The organism is Paenibacillus azoreducens (assembly GCF_021654775.1).
Lineage (GTDB): Bacteria > Bacillota > Bacilli > Paenibacillales > Paenibacillaceae > Paenibacillus_AQ > Paenibacillus_AQ azoreducens.
Genome location: NZ_AP025343.1, coordinates 1479421 through 1495788, shown reverse-complemented (window position 1 = coordinate 1495788; position 16368 = coordinate 1479421). Strand labels below are relative to the sequence as shown.

10 protein-coding genes are annotated in these 16368 nt (G+C 52.9%); all 10 read right to left on the bottom strand.

Translation table 11 applies throughout. From position 1 onward, the window contains the following. Positions 1 to 73: 73 nt before the first annotated feature. The 10 genes from L6442_RS06190 to L6442_RS06145 all read right to left on the bottom strand — a co-directional run bounded on the left by L6442_RS06190 (position 74) and on the right by L6442_RS06145 (position 16335). Positions 74 to 2515, bottom strand: a complete 2442-nt coding sequence (locus L6442_RS06190; protein WP_212980733.1) for a glycogen/starch/alpha-glucan phosphorylase — start codon at positions 2513 to 2515, stop codon at positions 74 to 76. Between the two features lie 27 nt (positions 2516 to 2542). Then, positions 2543 to 3646, bottom strand: coding sequence for a glucose-1-phosphate adenylyltransferase subunit GlgD (gene glgD, locus L6442_RS06185; protein WP_194233799.1), 1104 nt, complete (start codon positions 3644 to 3646; stop codon positions 2543 to 2545). A gap of 406 nt (positions 3647 to 4052) precedes the next feature. Then, positions 4053 to 5222, bottom strand: a complete 1170-nt coding sequence (locus tag L6442_RS06180) for a glucose-1-phosphate adenylyltransferase (RefSeq protein WP_212980734.1) — start codon at positions 5220 to 5222, stop codon at positions 4053 to 4055. 668 nt (positions 5223 to 5890) lie between these two features. After that, positions 5891 to 7468: an aminomethyl-transferring glycine dehydrogenase subunit GcvPB gene (gcvPB, locus tag L6442_RS06175; RefSeq protein ID WP_212980735.1), complete on the bottom strand. Its 1578-nt coding sequence runs from the start codon at positions 7466 to 7468 to the stop codon at positions 5891 to 5893. An 18-nt stretch (positions 7469 to 7486) separates the two neighbouring features. After that, positions 7487 to 8893 (bottom strand): aminomethyl-transferring glycine dehydrogenase subunit GcvPA, encoded by a 1407-nt coding sequence (gcvPA, locus tag L6442_RS06170; protein WP_212980736.1) that lies wholly within the window; start codon positions 8891 to 8893, stop codon positions 7487 to 7489. A gap of 396 nt (positions 8894 to 9289) precedes the next feature. Then, on the bottom strand, positions 9290 to 10072 hold the full coding sequence (locus tag L6442_RS06165; RefSeq protein WP_212980737.1) for an SDR family NAD(P)-dependent oxidoreductase: 783 nt from the start codon (positions 10070 to 10072) through the stop codon (positions 9290 to 9292). Between the two features lie 11 nt (positions 10073 to 10083). After that, complete coding sequence (gene ebgA / locus L6442_RS06160; protein WP_237100246.1) at positions 10084 to 13191, bottom strand: beta-galactosidase subunit alpha; 3108 nt, start codon at positions 13189 to 13191, stop codon at positions 10084 to 10086. Between the two features lie 22 nt (positions 13192 to 13213). Continuing rightward, on the bottom strand, positions 13214 to 14026 hold the full coding sequence (locus tag L6442_RS06155) for a carbohydrate ABC transporter permease (RefSeq protein WP_212980738.1): 813 nt from the start codon (positions 14024 to 14026) through the stop codon (positions 13214 to 13216). Beyond that, positions 14023 to 15012 (bottom strand): carbohydrate ABC transporter permease, encoded by a 990-nt coding sequence (locus L6442_RS06150; RefSeq protein WP_194233805.1) that lies wholly within the window; start codon positions 15010 to 15012, stop codon positions 14023 to 14025. The genes L6442_RS06155 and L6442_RS06150 overlap by 4 nt, the downstream gene beginning before the upstream one ends. Before the next feature lie 57 nt (positions 15013 to 15069). Further along, entirely contained in the window at positions 15070 to 16335 is a 1266-nt protein-coding gene (locus L6442_RS06145; RefSeq protein WP_212980739.1) for an ABC transporter substrate-binding protein, read from the bottom strand. Positions 16336 to 16368: the final 33 nt, after the last annotated feature.

Below are 16368 nucleotides of genomic sequence, written 5' to 3'. Positions count from 1 at the left end.
GGGAGCTCGCACCCTCCTCCTTCGCCTATGCCGGCACGATATTCGTTCGCTTGCGGCATCTAGCGCCAAAAGATTATCCCTCGAGCTGCCTCCCGACCGGCTGGATTTTCCAAATGTCGGACGCATACAGCCTAATCGTTCGGTCGCTGGAGAAATGGCCGGAGCGGGCGATATTGATCACGGATTTGGCCGCCCAGGCCTGCGGGTTCAGATAAGCGCGGTCCACGGCCGCCTGCGTCTTTGCATAATCGCCAAAATCACGGAGCACGAAAAATTCGTCATTATGGTCCAGAAGGGACTGGCGAATGACCCCGAATTCGAGTTCATGGCAGCAAAATGGACCGGGAGATACCAGCTGATCGATGATCCGCTTGATTCTGGGGTCCCTTTCGTACATGTCTCTCGCCAAATACCCTCCATATTTGTAATAATCCTGCACCTCTTCCGACCGCAAACCAAACAGGAATATATTATCGTCGCCAAGCAATTGATGCATTTCCACATTAGCGCCGTCCAGCGTCCCGATCGTAAGCGCCCCGTTCATCATAAACTTCATATTGCCGGTGCCGGATGCTTCCTTGCCGGCGGTGGATATTTGCTCGCTGACATCGGCGGCGGGGATGATCTTCTCCGCCAGGGAAACTGAATAATTTTCCAGGAAAAGCACCTGCAGCTTCCCTTTCATCTGCGGGTCCTTGTTCACGGCGTCAGCGACCACATGGATGAGTTTAATGATGCATTTTGCCAAATAATAACCCGGCGCCGCCTTCGCGCCGAAGATATAGGTGCGCGGCACGCGTTCCGCCGCCGGATCGTCTTTGATGTCGTTGTATAAATGCATGATGTGCAATATGTTCATCAGCTGTCTTTTGTATCCGTGAAGCCGTTTGACCTGTACATCGAAGATGGAATCCGGGTCAACCGACGCCCCCTGCTTCTGCCGAATGTATTCGGCCAGCCGCAGCTTGTTTCCCCGCTTGATGCTCATGCATTTGTCCCGGAATGCCGGATCGTCTTTGAACGGCTCCAGCTCAAGCAGTTGATGCGGACTTTCGATCCAGGCCGTGCCGATGCTTTCGCTAATGGCGACGCCAAGTTCCGGATTCGCGTGCAGCAGCCAGCGCCGATGGGTGATGCCGTTGGTTTTGTTATTAAACCGGTGCGGAAACAGCTCATAAAACGGCTTCATGACGTCTTGTTTCAGCAGCTCCGTATGCAGCCGGGCCACGCCGTTGACGCTGTAGCTGCCAACCACCGCCAGATGGGCCATTTTTACTTGATCGTTTTCGATGATGGCCATTTGGGAAACGGCATCCGGCTGGCTCGGATAACGTTCCAGCAGCATGCCGCAAAAGCGTTTGTTGATTTCCTCGATGATCATATACACGCGGGGCAGCAGCTCACGCACCATCTGGACGGGCCATTTCTCGAGCGCTTCGCTGAGCAGTGTATGATTGGTGTAGGAAACCGTCCGGATCGTAATATCCCAAGCTTCGTCCCACCCGTAACCCTTCTCGTCGATCAGGATCCGCATCAGTTCCGGAATGGTCAGGGTCGGATGCGTATCGTTGATATGGATGGCCACCTTGCAGGGCAGCTGACTGTAGGGAAGCCCCAGCTTCTCGAAGGTCCGCAGCACGCTTTGCAGGCCGGCCGCGCATAAAAAATATTGCTGCTTCAAGCGCAGCAGCTTGCCTTCGTACCTGGAGTCATCGGGATACAGAAACTCGGAAATAGATTCCACCGAACGGTTATAGTCCAAAAATTTATAATAGCCGTCTTCGCCATGCACCCGCAATTTCGCCGGGTCCACCGCCGATTCGGCACTCCACAGCCGCAAAGTATTTACATGAGGCCGGCCGCAGCCGATGATGGGAATATCATAAGGTACGGCCCAAATTTTCTCGTCATCAGCCGTTTTAAAAATGGTGCGGCCGTTTTCTTCGGATATTTCCACTCGTCCCCAAAAGCTGACCTCGATCCGCTTATCCGCCCTGCGTTCTTCCCACACATACCCTTTTTGAAGCCAGTTATCCGGCAGCTCGACCTGATGTCCGTCCACGATTTTTTGTTCGAACAGGCCGTATTTGTACCGGATCCCGCAGCCATGTCCCGCATATTGCAGCGAAGCCAGGGAATCGAGGAAACATGCGGCAAGGCGTCCAAGCCCCCCGTTGCCAAGACCTGCTTCCTGTTCCTGCTCTTCGATCTCCTGGAAATCCCAACCCAGATCCAGCAGGCCGTCCCGAACCGTGTCGAGCACGCCGAGATTCAGCAAATTGTTTCCGAGCAGCCTGCCGATCAGAAATTCCATGGAAAAATAGTATACCTGCTTTTCCTGCTGCTTTTTATAGGTTTCATTCGTCTGCGCCCAATGACGTCCGATTCTCTCGCGAACCAGAACGCCGAGAATTTGATAGACATCGCCTGCCGTCGCTTCTTCAAGGCTTTTTCCCAAACGGCTGACCAACTGCTCTATGAACGCAGCCTTAAACAATTCCGTGTTGTTAAACAAAGAAGTATCCTCCTGACGCATAAAAGTTTAGATCGCCGTGTCTTTGGCAACCACAAACGGCTTTCTGACGTCACCCTGCAGCTTTCGCCCCCGCGAAATGATGACGTCTTTGTCCAGAATGACGTTTTCAAGCTTTACATCTCCATGAATGACGCATTTTTGCATAATGATAGAGTTGTGGATCCTTGCCCCTTCCTTGACCTGCACGCCTCTGAACAAAATGCTGTTCTCGACGGTTCCGCCGATCTGGCAGCCGTTTGCCACCAAAGAGTTGCTGACTTCAGCCGTTTGGAGATATCTTGCCGGGACTTCGTATTTGATTTTGGTATGGACGGGCTGCTCCCGGAACAATGAATTGTATTTCTCCGGCTGGAGCAAATCCATGCTGTTGCGGTAATAGCTTTCAAGCGAGTTGATCACCGCATGGTACCCCTTGTATTCATAACCGGCGATTTTCAGCCTGCTCCGGTTTTTGTGGATGGCATCGCGGAAAAAATGGCTCTCACCATGGGCGATACACTGCTTGGCGAGATGCAGGAACCGCCTTTTCTCCATGATGAACATTTCCATATATATGTTGGAGTGCTCCCGCTCATGATGAATGTCGGTTACGCGGCCGTTTTCGTCCACATCCAAACGGATGCATTGCTGATGCTCCGGCTGAAGCCGGTCGATTTTCGTATATATGAGCGTTACATCCGCTTCCTGCTCCAGATGGTATGCATAAGCGTCGCAAAAATCCACGTTGCTTAAATGCTGGCTCCCTGAATAAATGACATATTCGGCCGAGCCGCGTTCGAAAAAATCCTGATTGTTATGAATATGCTGCATTTCGCCGCTGGAAACATCGGTTGGATCATTCCAATCGGGAGGCAGAATGAACAGCCCGCCGCGCTTGCGGTCCAAATCCCAAGGACGTCCTTCGCCGAGATGATCCAGAAGCGACCGGTATTTGCGTCGGACGAATAACGCTATATCGAGCACGCCCGCATGCATCATATTCGACATGACAAAATCGATCAGCCGGTACCGGCCGGCAAAAGGCACCGCGGCACCGCACCGGAAATAGGTCAGCTCGCCCAGCAGTTCCAGCTCATGATCCAGATTGATAACTCCCATAAGTTGCTTCATAAATGACACCGTCCTTTTTCAGAATGTCAGGAAACTTCAATCCTTTGCAGGATTAAAACGTATGGGGTACCGGGGTCCCCGCAAAATGATCGGAATAAGCTTCGAAGGCCGCACGTCACTTTAGTACTTTTGCTTCGCAAAAGCGCCCCTCTGTGAGAGGCGCCCGGACTTCTTTCCGATACTCTCAGTACTTTTGCTTCGCAAAAGCGCCCCTCTGTGAGAGGCGTCGGACTTCTTTCCGATACTCTCAGTACTTTTGCTTCGCAAAAGCGCCCCTCTTGAGCGGCGTCGGACTTCTTTCCGATACTCTCAGTACTTTTGCTTCGCAAAAGCGCCCCTCTTGAGCGGCGTCGGACTTCTTTCCGATACTCTTTGTGGGGTTATTTCAAGATTCCAGGCGCGTTCTCTAAGAGGGAAAACGGGATAATTGACAGTTTGTCGCAGCTTCGTTATCGCTCGTGATCAATACAATCTCACTTTCTTCCTCCCTCTCGCCGCCGATGACGGTACCGTCTTCAATCACCATGTCTTCGGCAATAATCGCACGGTGAATCCGGACATTCCTGCCAATGGATACCTGCGGCATAATGACGGAATCCGTTATGACGCTGCCCTCCCCTATCTCTACGCCGTAAAAGAGCACGGAATGGTTAACCTCCCCATGGACGGTGCAGCCTTCATTGATCATGCTGTTTTTTACTTTTGCGCCTGGAGCAATGTATTCGGCGGGCTGGTTGGGGTTCCGGGTAAAAATCCGCCATTCCGGATCATTGAGCATAAGCGGCGGATGCTCGGACAACAGATCCATATTTGCTTCCCACAGACTGTCAATCGTTCCGACATCCTTCCAGTAACCTTTAAACGGATACGCATACAGCGGTTTTCCCTGCGCCAGCATCATCGGAATGATATCCTTGCCAAAATCATGATGCGTACCGGGGTTTTCCACATTTTGCAGCAAGGCATTTCTCAAAACATCCCATTTGAATAAATATATGCCCATCGATGCAAGCGTGCTTTGCGGCAGCGCAGGTTTTTCCTCGAATTCATAAATCCGCAAATCGTCGTCAGTATTCAAAATGCCGAACCGCGACGCCTCCTCCAAACTTACGTCGATCACCGAAATGGTGCAGTCGGCGTTTTTCAGCTTATGGTAGCTCAGCATCCTTTCATAATCCATCTTATATATGTGATCTGCCGACAGGATCAGCACATGCTCGGGATTGAACTGTTCGATAAATTTCATATTCCGGTAAATGGCATCAGCCGTGCCCCGGTACCAGCTGGTTCCATCTTCCCGCTCGTAGGGAGGTAGAACGTAAACGCCGCCGCTGCGGTGATCCATGTCCCAGTCGCTGCCGATTCCGATGTAGGAGTGAAGCACAAGCGGTTCATATTGCGTCAGCACGCCGACGGTATCAATACCCGAGTTCGAACAATTGCTGAGCGGAAAATCGATAATGCGGTAAGTGCCTCCAAAATAAACCGCCGGTTTCGCTAGAGTTTTCGTCAATCCCTTGAGGCGTTTCCCCTGTCCTCCCGCCAAAAGCATGGCCACGACTTCTTTCCTCCTCATGGAAGCTCCTCCTTCACCATATTCTGATTTTTGTTGGTTATCCGGTTGGCAAACATTTCGGCTAAAATCCCCCCCACAAAGTGACGTATATCCTTTGAAGCTTATTCCGATTACTTTGCGGGGACCCCGGAAGTTTATTCTTTCTGATAGGTTAAAAAATCCAGCCATTTGCGGCACCGGATAGATTGGGTGGATTGCTGTGGAGATTGGAACACGGATAAACATGTTGCAGACAACTTTTAACGATTATGTAGTGGATATTTGCTTGAGTATTTGAATCTGTTCAAGAGGAATAGACAAGGACGGTTCCATGAATCAAAGAGGAAAACCGGTGGTCACGGTTCCGGCCCGGGCAGTATGAGATAACTTGTTCCCACTACAGGGATATGATAGAAAAAGGTTTTTCATTCGCAATCCCAAGCCAAAAAAGGAATGATCGGTGCCGAAAACGTTTGAGGTGATATTGCGGGTTGGGTACCCTCTTCGGAGGTTTGAAAAATCCCTTAATGAAGAAGTGACTATAAGCAAAAAAAATAGCGGTACAGGAAGAGTTATTCCTTGTACCGCTATTTCATCATATTAGGTGATCGTACATACTGAATATCCTTAATTCAAGTTTGCCCCTTTCAGGGCACTAGGGCACCTCTATTGTTTGTTTCGGAGCATTTTTACTTCTGCCCGGCTGGTTCCGGCTGGCTTTTCTTCAAGTAAGCGCGCCAGGTAATGCACCACTGCTTGGGATCGTCAAGGGACGATTCTATGTTGCGGTGCACGGTGCTGTTATGCGGGGCGGTTTTGACGATTTCCGGCTGCGTGTAAGCCTCGTTCGAAATATGCTCCAGCGCCTGGATATATTCGTCCAAGTCTTCCTTGGAGTACGATTCCGTCGGCTCCAGCGTAAACGGCTGCGGCACGATGTACGGATGATGGGAGGTCCAGTAATGAAGTCCGAAATCGCACATCCGGCGCGTAATGTCCTCCGTCGTCACTCCGGTTTCATCCGTGAGCTGTTTCCAGCTGTAGCGGACCTGCTCAAGGCGGCGTCCTTTAATATATGGAGCGCTTGCGCCGCGGATTTGCAAAATTTTGTGATATAGATAATTGTTGTTCAGCACCGCAACCTGAGCCACATCTTTGAGCCCTTCCGCGCCAAGGCTCATGATCCAGGCATAGGCGCGGAGCACGGTTTGGGCGACGCCATGGAAGCTGCGCACCTTGCCGATGCTGTTGCCGCCCTGTTCCGTCAGCACATACCGTCCATCTGCGGCAAGCTCTACGAGCGGTCCCGGCAGGAACGGCTTCAGCTCCTCCGTCACGCCGAGCGCTCCGGTGGCCGGACCCCCGCACATATGCGGCGCGGCGAAGGTTTTATGCAAATTAAAGAAGCACATATCAAATCCCGCTTCCTTCGCGCGCGTAATCCCGAGCAGACCGTTGGCATTGGCCTGGTCATAATAACAAATCCCGCCCGCTGCATGCACCACATCCGTGAATTCCCGGATGCGATGGTTGTATATGCCGGTATCTTCCGGATTAGCGACAACGAAACCGGCAGTCCGTTCGGAGACGGCGTTTTTCAGCTTCTCGAGATCCGGGAAGCCGTCTTCGTCAGGGTGCAGCGTTATGATCTTGTATCCCTTCACCGCCGCAGTTGCGGCCTGGGAAGGATGTGAGAAGATCGTCGTGATAATCTCGTCCCGCTGCTCTCCTTCACCGCGTGAATCATGGTAGGCACGGACAATGGAGGCCATGGCCAGCAGCGCTTGCGTGCCGCTGCTCGGCTGGAATGAGAAGGCGTTCATGCCGGAAATTTCGCGCATCGCCAGATCGAGGTTATGGTAAATTTCCAGCATCCCCTGCACGGAATCGACGTCCTGAAGCGGATGCAATTCGGTAAGGCGCGGATTTCTGATCAGCATCTCGTTAATCCGCGGAATATATTTCATCGTACAGGTTCCCTGCCCGATCTCGACGTTCAAATCCGATCCGAGCGTTTCCTGGGACAGTCTCAAATAATGCCGGAGCACCTTGGCCTGCCCGATTTCCGGGAGTGCCGGAGCTGCGTTCCGCCGCATGGATGCGGGGATGTGATCCTGCGCGCTGCCGACGGCTTCCGCGATGGCGGATTCAGTGCGCGGCGGTATAACTCCGCGCTCTCCGGGCCGGTGCAGTTCGAAAATGACCGGCTCATCCCATTTGGCTTGGTGAAACTGGCGAACTTTATGGTCTCTTTGAATCCGTTTCATGTCTCCTTCGCCTCCTTTTTATGATCTCGGTTGATATGCCGCAATCGCGCGGAGCGCCGACGCAAGACGTTCCAAATCGGCCTGCGTGTGGATTTCAGTCACACAATACAGCGCGCATTGCCCCCACTGCGGATAACCTGCGGACAAATCCTTGCCGCCGAATATTCCTTCATCCATCAAGCGGCGGTTGATCTGGGCCACCGTCAAGCCGGTATCATTAAAGTCAACGACAAATTCCTTGAAAAAGGCGCCTTCAAAGCGAAGGGAAACACCTGGGATATCCGCCAGCAGCTTCGCGGCGTAATGCGACTTCTCGATGATGGTAGCGCCGACTTCCTGCATCCCGCCCGGTCCCAGCAGCGACAGATAAACGCCTGCCGTAATTCCCCATAATGCGGTTTGGGTTCCTACCGATTCTTTGCCTTTTTCCCGCAAAGCAAACGACGTACGCTCATAAGCGACATCTCCGAAGCCGTACTCTCCCTGGGCTTCCGTCGGAACAATCCCAAACAAGCGGGATGGATATTCCATCACGTATTTCTCTTCATCGCGCGTGGCGATAAAGCCGGCTTGCCCGCCGCCGTAGTTCATGTGCATGCCAAGCGGCTGCAGGTCGCCGCAAATAATATCAGCTCCGTAACGTGCCGGAGGCTCCAGGACACCGAGGGATATTGGATCAACCCCGACGATCGATATGGCACCTGCGTCATGGGCAAGCTTCGATATCTCGGCTCCCTGATCCTCAATAATTCCGAGATAACCCGGATTTTCAAAATAGACGGCCGCAACATGATCGCCCAGCTTGCTTTGCAAGTCGCTTAGATCCATTTTTCCGGTAACCGTGTCGATCTCTACATACTCGATTTCCATCACCGGCGTGCAGTAATTGTGAATGATCGCTGCCTTATCGGGGTCAACGGAACGCGGAAGCAGAGCTGTCTTGCGGCCCGTGATGCGGCCGGCCATCCGGATCGCGGTGGAAGCCGCCTGGGCCCAGTCGAAAGTCGGAACGTTGACGACATCCATGTCCACAAGCTCAGCAACCAAGCTCTGGTATTCGAACAGCGCTTGAAAACGCCCATGGTCTTCGTAAGGTTCACCGGCATATGCGGTCACGAATTCGGAGCGCTGGTTGATCTCGTCGCAAACGGCCGGAATGAAATGCTGCCAGCAGCCGGCGCCGAGGAAATTCAAATAGTCGGCGCCATGCTTGTTTTTCGCCAGCAGACCCTCAATGTGACGGCGCAGCTCGTATTCGTTCATTGCCGGCGGGAGATTCATCTCCCGGTCCAGCTTCAGGTTGTCCGGAATCGCATCATGCAGCTGATCTATCGATGTCAGGCCGATTTCCTTCAGCATGGCGTCCCGGACCTCCGGAACGGTATTCGGAATATAGGGATGGGCATAAGTTCTGTTATCAGCCAAATGGATCGCCTCCGTTCGTGTGGTAAACTATATAAGTTGAACCAATGATTTGCACGGATGCAGGCAGTCGGGTGAAATGTTCTTTCGATCGCTGCCCGCTCCCAGATTTCTTTGATTTATACTAAATTCATGGTTGAAATCCGATCACAAAGCGTATGCTTACGATGCTAGCTTTCCTACGGAAAGCTTTTAGGCGAACGAAGCATATGCTTCCGAAGCAGCTTTTTTTCAAAAAGCTTTTAGCTTCTCCGTAAATCTTTCTCCTAGGTTCAATATTCTAAAATGGTTCTCCATTAGAATATTGAACCCTCTTGCCTATTCCTTATGCTTTTCTTTAGTTCAACTTATATAGAAGTGCGTGTTCAAAACGCTTTAGCTCTAAAAGAAATAACTGTCCTAAGCAATACCGCCTCCGTCTACAACAAGCACGCTTCCGGTCACCCAGGAAGAAAGGTCGCTCGCCAGGAATAATACGCTGTTCGCGATATCGCGAGGCGTTCCGAGGCGTTCCAGCGGCCGTCCGCCCGCGGAGGCGACGAGGAATGCCGCCTCGTCCTGCCGCAGCTGCTTAGCTTCGTCGCGCAAGAGCGGCGTATCCGTATCGCCAGGCGATACGCAGTTGACGCGGATGTTAGCCGGACCATGATCGATGGCCATCGCTTTGGTCAGGTTGACGACACCGGCTTTGGCCGCACAGTAGGCTGCGGCACGGTCTCCGCCCTTCAGGCCCCAACCGGAACCCGTGTTGATGATGCTGCCGCCTCCGCCTTGCTCCATAATCGGGATCACGTACTTGGAGAGCAGATAAACGCCTTTAAGCGATACGTCCAATACCAGGTCCCAATCTTTTTCTTCCAGTTCGGTTACCGTTTTGCGGCGGATCACGCCTGCATTATTAAACAGGATGTGAATGCCTCCTTGAGCGGAAGCGATCTCCGAGGCGACGCGTTCACAATCCGCGGCCGAGGTGACGTTGCAGCGGTAGAAGCTGGCCTGCCCCCCTTTGGCCCGTATGGCCGCGGCCGCTTTCTCGCCCGCTTCCTCATTAATATCGATCAATGCCGCATGTGCTCCGAAATCCGCCAGCAGCTCGGCAGTAGCAAGGCCAATCCCTGAAGCCCCGCCTGTAATAACCGCCACCTTGCCGGATAAATTTAAAACATCCTGTGCATTTAGCATGGTTCTCCTCCTCACGATTCATGTTGTTTGGCTTCCGCTGCCATCCTCCGGCTCAACCGTTCAGGCGAGTTGTCCTCTGCCATATACGCTTGAAGCAGAATGCGGAACCGGAACGGTACCGGCTTGACGGTATGCTCCGGCGCCTGCGCCGGCCCGCAGCTGTTGCTGCCAAGGCCGTTTTGCCGGTAATCCAGATTGAGTGTGATATATTCCTGCGACTTCAGATCGCTCATATGCTGCGCCGATTCCAAATCCGCATCCGCATAACGGCTTGCGCTGAATTCAAGGACCGGCGCCCCAGCGGCTAGCAGTCCGATTCCGGCTCCGTCCGCGATGGACATCCACCTTACGTCCGTCCGGTTCCCATTCTCCTGCGGATAGATGTATGGCGTAAACAAACCGTCGACCGTATTCCGGTACACGCCGAATCTTCCGGCTTCTTTGCTGTCCGAATAGCTTTCGCCCGGCCCCCGCCCATACCATTGCACATTCTCCATATCGCCCGGAATTTGAAGCTGCAGGCCAATCTTCGGCAGCATGGCCGGCGGCGTTCCTTCCGGCGTCCCGTTCACGTCGATCATGACCAGCCCGCTGCCGCTGACCGTATAGGAGATCTCGCAGCGGAAACCCCAGTCATAGACCGGCGGCGCAATACGCGAAGTCCAGGTCAAACGGACGGCTGCATCATCGATCCGCTTCCAGCGGAAATCATCGATTCGCTCCGACAATCTGTCGAGATGGGCTTTGCGCCAATCCGGCAGCACATACATGTCATTGTCGATCGGCGCGCGCCAGAAATTCAGGCGGGGACCGCCGCTGATCAATTCCTTGCCGCCAAGATTGAGGGAAGCGATGCCAGGTTGCAGCCGGTCAAATGATATGCGGAATTCATCATTATGAAAAGCGAGATGCCGCCCATCTTCATCCACCGCTAATGTACGGCGTTCATGCGATAAAGCCATACCATCGGTCTCCATATGCTCAGCGGCCGGAAGCGCAAACTGTGCCCATGCCACCTCGTGGCCTTGCGAAGCCCAGCTGCAGTCCGCCGCCAGCGTGAAACCTACGTTCAACCAGCGTTCCACGCCAGGCTCTGCGCCGACCTGAGGCAGATCGGCCCGAAGCGGCACCGTCACCTCGCAGCTTTCGCCGGCAGCAATGTCTGGAAGCTCCAGCGCCCCGCTTTGCAGCGTGCAGCCATCTTCCGTTACGCTGTAGTGCGCCTGCAGATGATCCAAACCGATAAAATCATACCGGTTCGTAATGCGGATTCTGCCGGCATCTATCATTTCGACCCGAACGGGTTCGATGATTTTCTTATATTCGATGAGTCCGGGCGATGGCGTCCGGTCCGGACGGACCAAACCGTCGATAACGAAATTGCCGTTATTCGGCACATCGCCGTAATCCCCGCCGTAGGCGTAATCGTTGCTTCCGTCCGCCGTCTTCCGGCTGAGGCCATGGTCGATCCATTCCCATACGAAACCGCCCTGCAGGCGCCGGTACTTATCGAAGGCGTCGAAGTACGGCCGCAAACCGCCCGGCCCGTTGCCCATCGCATGGGCGAACTCGCATAAAATATGCGGCTTCGGATGGTCTTCCATTTGCCCGAACCCTTCCATTTTCTCCACGGAAGAATACATCGTGCTTACGACATCACATACTTCCGCTTCCCTGTCTTCTTCGTAATGCACGAGGCGGGTCTTGTCATGTTCCTTGCACCACTGGGACATGGCCCGGAAGTTGCAGCCGAAACCCGATTCATTGCCGAGCGACCAGAAGATGACCGACGGGTGGTTTTTGTCCCGTTCCACCATGCGGCGGATTCGGTCCACGTAAGCTTCCTTCCAGGCCGGGTCGTCGCTCAGGCGCGAAATATTCCCAAGCGGCTCAAAACCATGCGTTTCAAGATCCGTTTCTTCCATCACGTAAAGCCCATATTCGTCGCAAAGATCGTAAAACCGGGGATCGTTGGGATAATGCGCCGTACGTACGGCGTTGATATTGTGCTGTTTCATGAGCTTGATATCCTGCAGCATCGTCGACAGCGTCACCGTCCGGCCCGTATCCGGATGATGGTCATGCCGGTTGACGCCTTTGAGCATAATTGCCTTTCCGTTCACGAGAAACTGGCCGTCTTTCACTTCGATGCGGCGGAATCCAACGCGCTGGGCGATCGTTTCAGTGACTTGCTCCCCCGAATCCAGCACGGTCAAAACGAGATGATACAGATAAGGAGACTCGGCGCTCCATAATGCAGGTTTGGCAACAGGCAGATTACACTCGGCTTGCGCCTGCCCGGGCAGCAATTTTTCGGCGGAAACCACTTCAGCCCCCGCATGATCTAGCAGCTGCAGCCGCACTTTTCCTTGCACATTCTTGCCTTTCATGTCCATGCGAACCGAGAGAACTGCATGTGTCAAATCCGCATCCAGTTCCGTCACGACCGTGAAATCGGCGATGCGGATGTCCGCAGGTTCGGCAACCAGATATACGTCCCGGAAAATGCCGCTCATCCACCACATATCCTGATCTTCCAGATAGCTGCCGTCGGACCATTGGTATACCCGAACTGCCAAACGGTTTACGCCGGCATGCAGATATGGCGTCAGATCGAATTCGGAGGTGAGGCGGCTGCCCTGGCTGTAGCCGATGAATGAACCGTTCAGCCATACATGAAAGGCGCTGTCCACGCCGTCGAATTTAATAGACACGTTTTTTCCATCCCACTGGGAAGGAAGCTCGAACTCTCTCACATAACTTCCCGTCGGATTATCGTTTGGCACATGCGGCGGATCAACCGGAAACGGATAATAGAGATCCGTATAATGCGGATGACCATAACCCTGCAGCTGCCAATGTCCGGGAACGCGGATGTCGTCCCAACCTGAAATATCGTAGTCTTTCTCGTAAAAATGCTGCGGAGCCAGCTCCGGCCCCTCCGCAAAGCTGAATTTCCAAAGCCCGTTCAGCGACCTGAACCAGGGAGAACTTCCCCTGTCATAACTCAAAGCGCCAGCCCGGTCCGGGAACGGAATAAAATAAGCCCGGCTCTTGGCGCGGTTTCTCTTAAGCACGCCGAGATTATCCCAATCCCGCTCCGTCATGATGTCATTCATGGTCCTCTTCCTTTCTCTCGATCTATCCTTTAATGCCCGTCGTGGCAATTCCCCCGACAATATAGCGCTGCGCAAAGAAGAAAATGGCCAGCGGCGGAATGGAGATCAGGCATGTAATCGCCATTATCGATTGCATATCGACGCCGTACATGCCCTTGAATTGGGATAGTCCGAGCGTCAGCGTATATTTCGTCTGGTCATTCAGGAAAATGAGCGGTCCGAGGTAATCGTTCCAGCAGTTCATGATCTGAAATACGGCCACCAGAATCAGCGAAGGCCCCATCAGCGGCACGATGATTCGAAACAGCACCGTCATTTTGCTGGCGCCGTCAATCGTCGCGGCTTCGTCCAGCTCTCTTGGCAGGGTCAAAATAAACTGCCGCAGCAAAAAGATATAATAAGCAGACCCGAACCAGGATGGCACGATCAGCGGCTTGAGCGTATTGATCCAACCTAAATAGTTAAATTCCATGTATTGCGGAATCATGGTCACTTCCCATGGAATCATCATGGTCGCCAGCACGACGAGAAACAGCATGTCGCGTCCCTTGAACTGGAACCGGGCGAAGCCGTAAGCGACAAGGGTGCAGGAGATCAACTGCCCAATTGTGGACAAAGCCGTGATGATCACCGTATTTTTCAAAAACAGGTTAAAAGGCTGGGTATTCCATGCTTCAGCGAAATTGCTGAATTTCCAGACGGAAGGAATCCATTTGGGCGGGAACAGATACAGCTCCTGCTGCGATTTTAGCGCGGTCGTCACCGCCCAGAACAATGGCGCGATAAAAAGGAGCGAAAAAAAGATCAGCATCGCGTACGTCAATGTTTTTCTCATCCGGTCTGCCCCCCTTTTCCGGCTTTCAGCTTCTTCTGTGAATTCTTTTTCATTTCGCCTTCATAGAATACCCACGCTTCCGATGACTTGAAGACGAGGAACGTCAGCACAAGCACGATCAGGAACATAAACCAGGCGTTTGCGGCGGAATAACCCATTTTGAAATATTTGAATGCGTTTTCGTACATGTACATGGCATAAAAATACGTGGACTTCAGCGGCCCGCCTCCCGTCAGCAATAAGGCCAAAGTCAGCTGCTGGAATGCCGCGATAATGGATGTAATCAGATTGAATAAAATCGTTGGCGTAATCATCGGGATCGTCACGCTGAAGAATTGGCGGATCTTACCCGCGCCGTCGATGGAAGCCGATTCGTACAAATCCTTTGGAATGCCTTTGAGCCCCGCCAAAAAAATCAGCATCATCGAACCTTGGCCCCACAGGCTCGCGACCACCATCGCCACAAGCGACCATTTCGTATCATTCAGCCAATCGGGACCTTGGATGCCAAAGAGCGACAGGAAGTAATTCAGAATCCCGTAATCCCCGCTGTATACCCAAGACCAGATCATGGCGAGCGCTACGCCCGAGATGACCGAAGGCAAATAGAAGGCGGTGCGGAATATCGCGCTCCCGCGTACTTTTTGATTCAGGAGCATGGCGAGTCCCAGCGCGATGATAATATTGAGCGGAACGAACAAAGCTGCAAATTTCAAGGTAACGAAAAGGGATTTCCAGAACATCGGATCATTCGTAAACATCTGAACATAATTATCCACACCGATAAACGTGACCTTGCCGACAATCGGCCAATCAAAAAACGAAATGATCAGAGAGAACAGCAGCGGCCCTAACGTGAAAACGATAAACCCGAAGATCCAAGGAAAGATGAAGAGGTAGGGAGCAGCCCCGCCCCATCTGCGTTTTCTCGAGGGCTTAAGGGCGGCTGACTGTTCCCGTGTATGCTGCAGGTAGGTTTGAGCCATCTCCTAACCTTCTTTCTACAAAAGGATGTTAACTTTTTCAACTCGGACTGTACGTGTTTATTTCAGATACCTTTCGCTATCCTTGACGGCCTGGTTCAGTACCTCTTGGGCATTGCCGCCGTGCATGACCGATTCGACCGCTGCGGACAGCTGGCGGTTCACTTCGTTCCATTTCGGATTCAGCAGGAAGGCAGGCGTGTTGTCCGAACGTTCAAGCATCGTGTAGTAAGGCTTGTAGAGCGGATCCTGGTCCTTTTTCAGCTCGGTGACGACGCTTTGGCGGACGGGCAGGTCGGCTACGCGCATTTTAATCGATGCGTCGGATACATAAAATTTGATGAACTCCCATGCGAGATCTTTTTGCTTGGAATCTTTGGCAATGGACAGCGCCGACTCGGCCAGCACGCCCTTCACCGGTTTGCCCTGGAAGGCAGGCATTTCCACGGTGCCGACGTCGATTCCCGCTTTTCTAAATGATTCGAGCGGCCAGATGCCGCTTTCCCACATGGCGATTTTGCCGGCTTTGAAAATGTCGTCCCCGCTCTGCTGCCCTTTTCCGCCTGTCAGAACCGCGGAACCGTTTTTCACCATATCCCCGAACATTTGGATCGCTTCAGCCGTTTCCTTGCTGTTCATGTAGCCGTCGATCGTTTTGCCGTCAGGAGAAATAAAAGAGCCGCCGTTGCTCCATACAAGTCCTTGCAGGTCATAGGTGTCGTTTTCGGCCCGAACTCCAAAGCCGTATTGCTTCTTGGATTTGTCGCTCAGCTTTTGGGCGATTTCCTGGAATTGGTCCCAGGTCCATCCGTCTTTAGGATAAGGAACGCCCGCCGCATCAAACATCTTTTTGTTATAGTAAACGACGCGTGTCGTAAAACCGGCCGGAATGCCGTATAGCTTTCCGTCGATTTTGCCGTAGTTAAACAATCCTTTGTAAAAATCATCTATTTTGAGATCCTGATCCTTATTTGCATAGTTGTCTAGCGGTTCCAGCGATTGATGATAGGTCGGGAAGTCCCACATGTACATCACATCCGGCGGATTCGCGGCCCCAAAACCGGCAGCCAGCTTCTGGTCAAACCCGTCTGCGTAAGCCTCCACCTGTACCTTCGTACCGGGGTGCTCTGCTTCAAATTTCTTGGCAATATCCTGTTCGATCTTGAGCGTGTCTCCCGTGTCCCAGGTTGCAAAGCGAAGCGTCTTCTGGTTTGATCCACCGTCTCCCTGGCTTGCTCCGCTATCTCCGCCGCTGCCGCCGCAAGCGGACAGTACGGATGCCATCATCGTTGCTGCAAGGACAATGAGTGAAATTCTCTTTTTCATATTGTCAGCTCCCCTGTTAAATGAGGTGTAGTA

Bases quoted from the DNA above. Each gene is read 5' to 3' on its own strand.
- glgD (WP_194233799.1), bottom strand. From the start codon at position 3,646: ATGAAGCAACTTATGGGAGTTATCAATCTGGATCATGAGCTGGAACTG.
- L6442_RS06180 (WP_212980734.1), bottom strand. From the start codon at position 5,222: ATGAGGAGGAAAGAAGTCGTGGCCATGCTTTTGGCGGGAGGACAGGGG.
- gcvPB (WP_212980735.1), bottom strand. From the start codon at position 7,468: ATGAAACGGATTCAAAGAGACCATAAAGTTCGCCAGTTTCACCAAGCC.
- L6442_RS06165 (WP_212980737.1), bottom strand. From the start codon at position 10,072: ATGCTAAATGCACAGGATGTTTTAAATTTATCCGGCAAGGTGGCGGTT.
- ebgA (WP_237100246.1), bottom strand. From the start codon at position 13,191: ATGAATGACATCATGACGGAGCGGGATTGGGATAATCTCGGCGTGCTT.
- L6442_RS06155 (WP_212980738.1), bottom strand. From the start codon at position 14,026: ATGAGAAAAACATTGACGTACGCGATGCTGATCTTTTTTTCGCTCCTT.
- L6442_RS06150 (WP_194233805.1), bottom strand. From the start codon at position 15,012: ATGGCTCAAACCTACCTGCAGCATACACGGGAACAGTCAGCCGCCCTT.
- L6442_RS06145 (WP_212980739.1), bottom strand. From the start codon at position 16,335: ATGAAAAAGAGAATTTCACTCATTGTCCTTGCAGCAACGATGATGGCA.